Genomic DNA, 4,973 nt, shown 5'->3' with positions numbered 1-4,973 from the left:
CCGGGCGGTTTTTTCACTGCACGGGACCCGAATGTTAAGATGGGCTAGCGCGGATTTAGGGCCTTTTTCGACTTTTTTCACGTTTTTGGGGCGGTTTTTACCGGTTTTTGTGCCCTATTTCGCACTTTTTCCATCCATGTCATGTGCATACCTTTATGTGCATAACTTCCCGCGGACGCACGTAAGTCGTTTTGGGCGGGGAAAATCTCGCATTTGACAAAGAAACAGCATTGGACGGCCGGGGAGAGAGTGATTGCGGATTGCGGCCCGAAGGGCTCCAACGAAGGAACAGGGAGATTGCGGAATGCGGAATGAAACGACAAAACCGCGGACGGTTAGCCGCGACCCGAAGTTTATCCGCCGTGGCGGGGGGAGCGGGTTTGTTGCGGAACGTTTACCCGCCGGTCGCCCGCCACGGCGGGCAAGGTTGGGCGGGCGTAACGCCTTGTCCGGACGGGGTTTAACCGCAGAGCCGTGTTTTCAACGCAGCCCAGAGGGCCCCTTTCTTACATGGGGAGGCCGCTGAGAACGCAGCCCGAAGGGCCCCTTTTCTAACATGGGGAGAAAGGCGGGAATGGGGGGAACGGCGAAACAACGCGGAACCCGGCTTCGCCCGACGGCTACGCCGTGGCAGGCACGGAAACCGGAAAAAGGGGGCGAAAGAGGGGCGGACCGGCTCATCCAAAGCCTGCCGAAGAAGACCGCCCGACGCCGTCGCGGCCAAGGGGTCAGTTCTTCTCGACGGCACCCTGCCCCTTCTCTTGCTCCTCCTTCTCTTGCTTCTCCCTCTCTCGCTTCTCCTTGTCGAGGCGCTCCGCGCGGTCCCAGGGGATTTCGTCGGGCAGTTCCTTGATAGTGCGGGGCGTGACGCCGCTCTTTTTGACCATCTCCGCGATCCGCTCGGCCAGTTGGGCGGAGGGCCGGAAATTCCGGATGAGCGTCTCATAGTGTCCCTTTGTCTCCGCCGCCAAGGCTGCGAAGACCGGATGGAGGAACTTCCCCGCGTTGGGCGAAGGGAGAAACTCCAAGCGGCCCAAGAGTTCAATCTTCTCCGCCTCGGACCGGGCGGACGTGAGAATCTCGACCATCAGTTTCAAGTCGCCGGGACGCTGCCAGGACGTGGGATAGTACCCCCTCGGGCTGATTTCGGTACCGTACGCTTGGAAGGGAACGCCGAAAAAAAACCGAGTCTCGTTTTCCGAGAGGAACCGCGTGAGCAAATTACGCCAATCTTCAAGACCACGGAGCACATCCTGGGCGCCAAAATCCCAGTGTCCGGGCATGTGTGGGAGGGGAGGGGTAGTGGTCATGTTCTCCTTTTTGCCGCTCTTGGTGACGATTTCCACAGGCCCTTCTGCCGGCACATTTACACTAGCCACGAAGGGACATTGGCGGTAATACTCCAGCATTTTTTTCTTCGCCTCCTCCTCCGGAAAATGCTCGTAGAGGTAGCGCCGCTTCCGCTCCAGATGGCAGTTCAACCATTCCGCCATCGAATCGCTGGCAAGGACGTCGTTAAACGACTTCATGTTTTCGTACTCCTTGGGCGGGGGTCCCGGATCCTCCCGGACGTGCCGGTCCATCAACGGCCATTCCGCCCACTGGTAGATCAAGATGCCGTTAATGGATATCTGCCGGCCCCGCCGGGAAACGGTATAAGGGGCCTCGACGTAGCAGCCATCAACGAAGACGAAGCCGGTGTCGATCGGCTTACCCTCGACGACGCCGAGGGCCCGGACGGCCGAGGCCTCCAGGTCCGCTGCGGCAGCCGCCGCGGAACCCTGCGGCAAGGCTTCAGGGACGGCTTCCTCGCCGGTTGCGACCACCGCGCGGAAACCGACGCCCGCGACTACCATGCCCGCAATCAATAGGAGCATTAATGCTCTCATGGAATCCACCTCCTATTCCGGTCTGGTCCACTCCTATGTGTTAGAAACTCCATTCCTTGTCCACACCGCTTTCCAGCCGCTCTCCGGACATCTGGCGGCGGGGAGCGTCGTCGTCGGTATCCAGGTTGAGGCAGCAATCCGCGTCGGCCTGCATGGTCACGCCGCCGTGTTCGAAGTCGAAACTGACCAGGAAGTCGTTGCCGCCGGCGTTGGGGAACCATCGCCGATCGGTCACCCCCGTGCCCGCCTTGACTTTAACAGCCTCGTTCGGGTCTTGTCCATTCGGGGCCTGTTCATCCTCCATGTACGTATCAAACACGATGCAGCCGGCGCCTTTGCGGGGCGCAGCCCCTGTTGGAAACGTCAAATAATATTCCAACCCCACCCAATTTTTGTTTGGCGACGGATTCAGCGTCGTCCAGAGAGCCTGGGGATTGTCGGGGTCCGGAGGGGGATACTGATCGCCGACAGGAGTCAGATATAGCCTAAAGTCGTCTTGGAACCCGAGGGCGCCGTAGGCCCTTCCGGTCGTGCGCCATTTTCGGTTTGCTTCGGACCCGTTGAGCCGGCCGAACAGGAGGTTCATATTGGGCCCGTGTAAGTTCGGGTGCGAATCTCCCAGGTAGCCGAATGCCGATCGCCCGCCAACGCTCGCCGTGATGTTCGGGTACGTGTTGCATGCCATCATAACGACGATGGCCCGGTTGGCGTCCAACTTGGGCTTCCATTTGTTCTGGAACCAGGCGGCCTTGGCCTTCACGGCATACGGTGGATAAGGAGGTCCTATTGCTACTTCTGATAGCGCAACGTACATATCGGGTTCGTCTCCTTTCCAGGCGATCATTTCGGCTTGAGTGCCGCGAGCCACTTCGACCGTGTCGAGTGGCGGATCGTGCGTGCCTAAGGAATGATAGGCCACGATCCCGATTCTGAGGTCAGGGTCAGCCTGGCCCGGCTCTTTGAGCCTGGCCAAAGTGCATTGGTCCATGCCGGCGTACCTTATTCTATTGGTCCAGCCGCAACTTTGCACTTTGTTCCAGATCGCATCGCTTCCGTCCGTGTTGGGTATGTAAGGTTCGTAAACGTAAACCGTGTTTCCCCTCGGCGACCAGGAGATCGGATCACAGACGAGTATCTTGATCAAGTCTTGCTGGTCCTTGTGGCTGAGTTTCAACGTGGATTGGCCTAGAGTGACCCCATCCACCCACAACTGGCTTGGCATTTCGCCGACGGGCCAGGTTTCCGAGTTGTCGCTTGGGGAGATGATAGGATTGCCAGTCTTATCAGGATTGTCCCATACCTTGACTTTGTCACCTATTTCCTCCAGCGTGACCGTCCCGTCCGTGCTGTTTTCAACCCTCAGGCGAATCTCGGCCAAATCATCGAGGTCCTTGCCATCGCCTTCCCGGCTGAGGCAGACCACGCGGCCCGACGGATAGTTTTCATATTCGTCCTCGTATCCGTCGATGGTGCCGTTGTTGTTGGTGTCCGTGTCCAGGTCAACGACGTACTTGCTGATCTTCGCCGACCAGTGCCATTTTTCCTCGCCTCCGCCGCCTCCGCCGCCGGACGGGGGCGTCAAGTTTCCCTCGCACTTCAGGGGCCAGCCTACCGTGGTCGGGACCGTCAGGTCCGTCACCACCACCTTGATCTCGTCGGGATTTTCCCTGGCCGGCGGCGGTCCCTTCACCTGCACCGTCGGCGCGTCCACCACCGGGGGCAGACACTGCGGATCGATCTCGATGTCCACGTAGTCGCCGGGGTTGAACTGCTTCCGGTTTTCCGGCGTTTTGTCTTCCTTGAAATCATCGAACTTCCATCCCGTCGGCAGCTTGAAGGTCTTCGTGGTGATCGTGATCTTGCCTTCCCCGACCACCGACTCCGGACTGACGGGTTCCTCGTCGTTCTTATCGATGTCGAAGTTCTTCTCGACCTTACCGGTACCCTTCGGTGTCACCGTGTGCGTCTCTTCGGCCCAGCCGCGCGAGACCAGCCAGGCGCCGGTCGTGCCCACCAGGACCACCACCAGCCACAGCGTCCAAGCGTGCGGTTTCATGGCTTCAATCCTTTCCTTGTCTTTGATCCCGGTATTCCTTCGCATACTCCGCCAGATAGTAGTCCGCGAGGGCCTTATAGTCCCCCGCGTCCTTGGGGAACGTCTTGAGCAAAGCCAAGCCCTCGGCCAGGTGCTTCTCGCGTATCAGGTCTTGGGCCAAGACGATCCGGGCCTTGTAGGTCTCGCTCGTCTGCTGAGGCGAACGAATCAACCGGACGAGGAGTTCCCGGGACAATTGACGGGTCTTTTCGTTCGCCGAGCCGCGCCCGAGGTTCGCTGCCGCGTAGGCCGCTCGCTGCTGCGTGAACGAGCGGAAATTGCCGCTCCTCGCCGGCCCAATCACCTTCAGGTACTCCGGGACGGCCTTCTCGCGGCCCTGGGTACGGAAGACGCCTGCGGCATAGATGTACTGGACGTATTCGCGCGACGCCGGGCTGACCGGCCCGTACTTGCCGTCGAGGATGTTCCTGGCCAGGTTCCGCGCCTTGTCCCACCGCTCCGTCACGTAGTAGAAGTCGCAGAGGAGCACGCCCAGCCGGTGCCGGGGGTCTTTGAAGAGCGCCAGTTCCGCCGGATAGGCGTAGAGGTATCCGTGCTCCGCGCCCCATTTGAGGCGGGAGTAATCGTTCCACTCGCCCGCGGTGTCCAAACGCCGCGTCGTCGGGTCGCATTCCAGGATCTTCTTGTACCACGCCAGGGCCTCGTCCTTCTTGCCCTCCACGAACGCCAGGAACCCCAGATACATCGCCATTTGTTCCTTGAGGTCGTCGAGGTACCACGGGCAGGTTTTGCGGTTGACGAGTTGGCCCGGCTGGATGGCGTTCTTCTTGACGTTCCCCCAGAAGTCGGTGTACTTTTCCTGGGCGGGCGGCGTGGTGACCTTCTCGGCCGCCTCGCGGACCGCCAACTTCTCGATGTTGAGGGGCCTCTTGTCCTGAACTTCCCGGAGCCACGTCTCCAGCAGGAGGAAACACCCCTTTGCCGCCTGGGGCGCGAGGTCGTATTCCAGGGCGATGCGTCCCATCTCC

General features: G+C 60.2%; 3 protein-coding genes. All 3 read right to left on the bottom strand.

Going from position 1 to position 4,973, the window contains the following annotated elements; translation table 11 throughout:
• Window positions 1-728: 728 nt before the first annotated feature.
• Entirely contained in the window at window positions 729-1,889 is a 1,161-nt protein-coding gene (locus tag NTX40_00015) for a hypothetical protein (protein MCX5647476.1), read from the bottom strand.
• 40 nt (window positions 1,890-1,929) lie between these two features.
• Window positions 1,930-3,945 (bottom strand): hypothetical protein, encoded by a 2,016-nt coding sequence (locus tag NTX40_00010; GenBank protein ID MCX5647475.1) that lies wholly within the window; start codon window positions 3,943-3,945, stop codon window positions 1,930-1,932.
• A 4-nt stretch (window positions 3,946-3,949) separates the two neighbouring features.
• Window positions 3,950-4,973: hypothetical protein (locus tag NTX40_00005; GenBank protein MCX5647474.1), on the bottom strand; the 1,024-nt coding region annotated here is incomplete at its 5' end.

The organism is Planctomycetota bacterium, from assembly GCA_026387035.1.
Lineage (GTDB): Bacteria > Planctomycetota > Phycisphaerae > FEN-1346 > FEN-1346 > JAPLMM01.
This window is presented reverse-complemented; position numbering and strand designations above follow the sequence as displayed.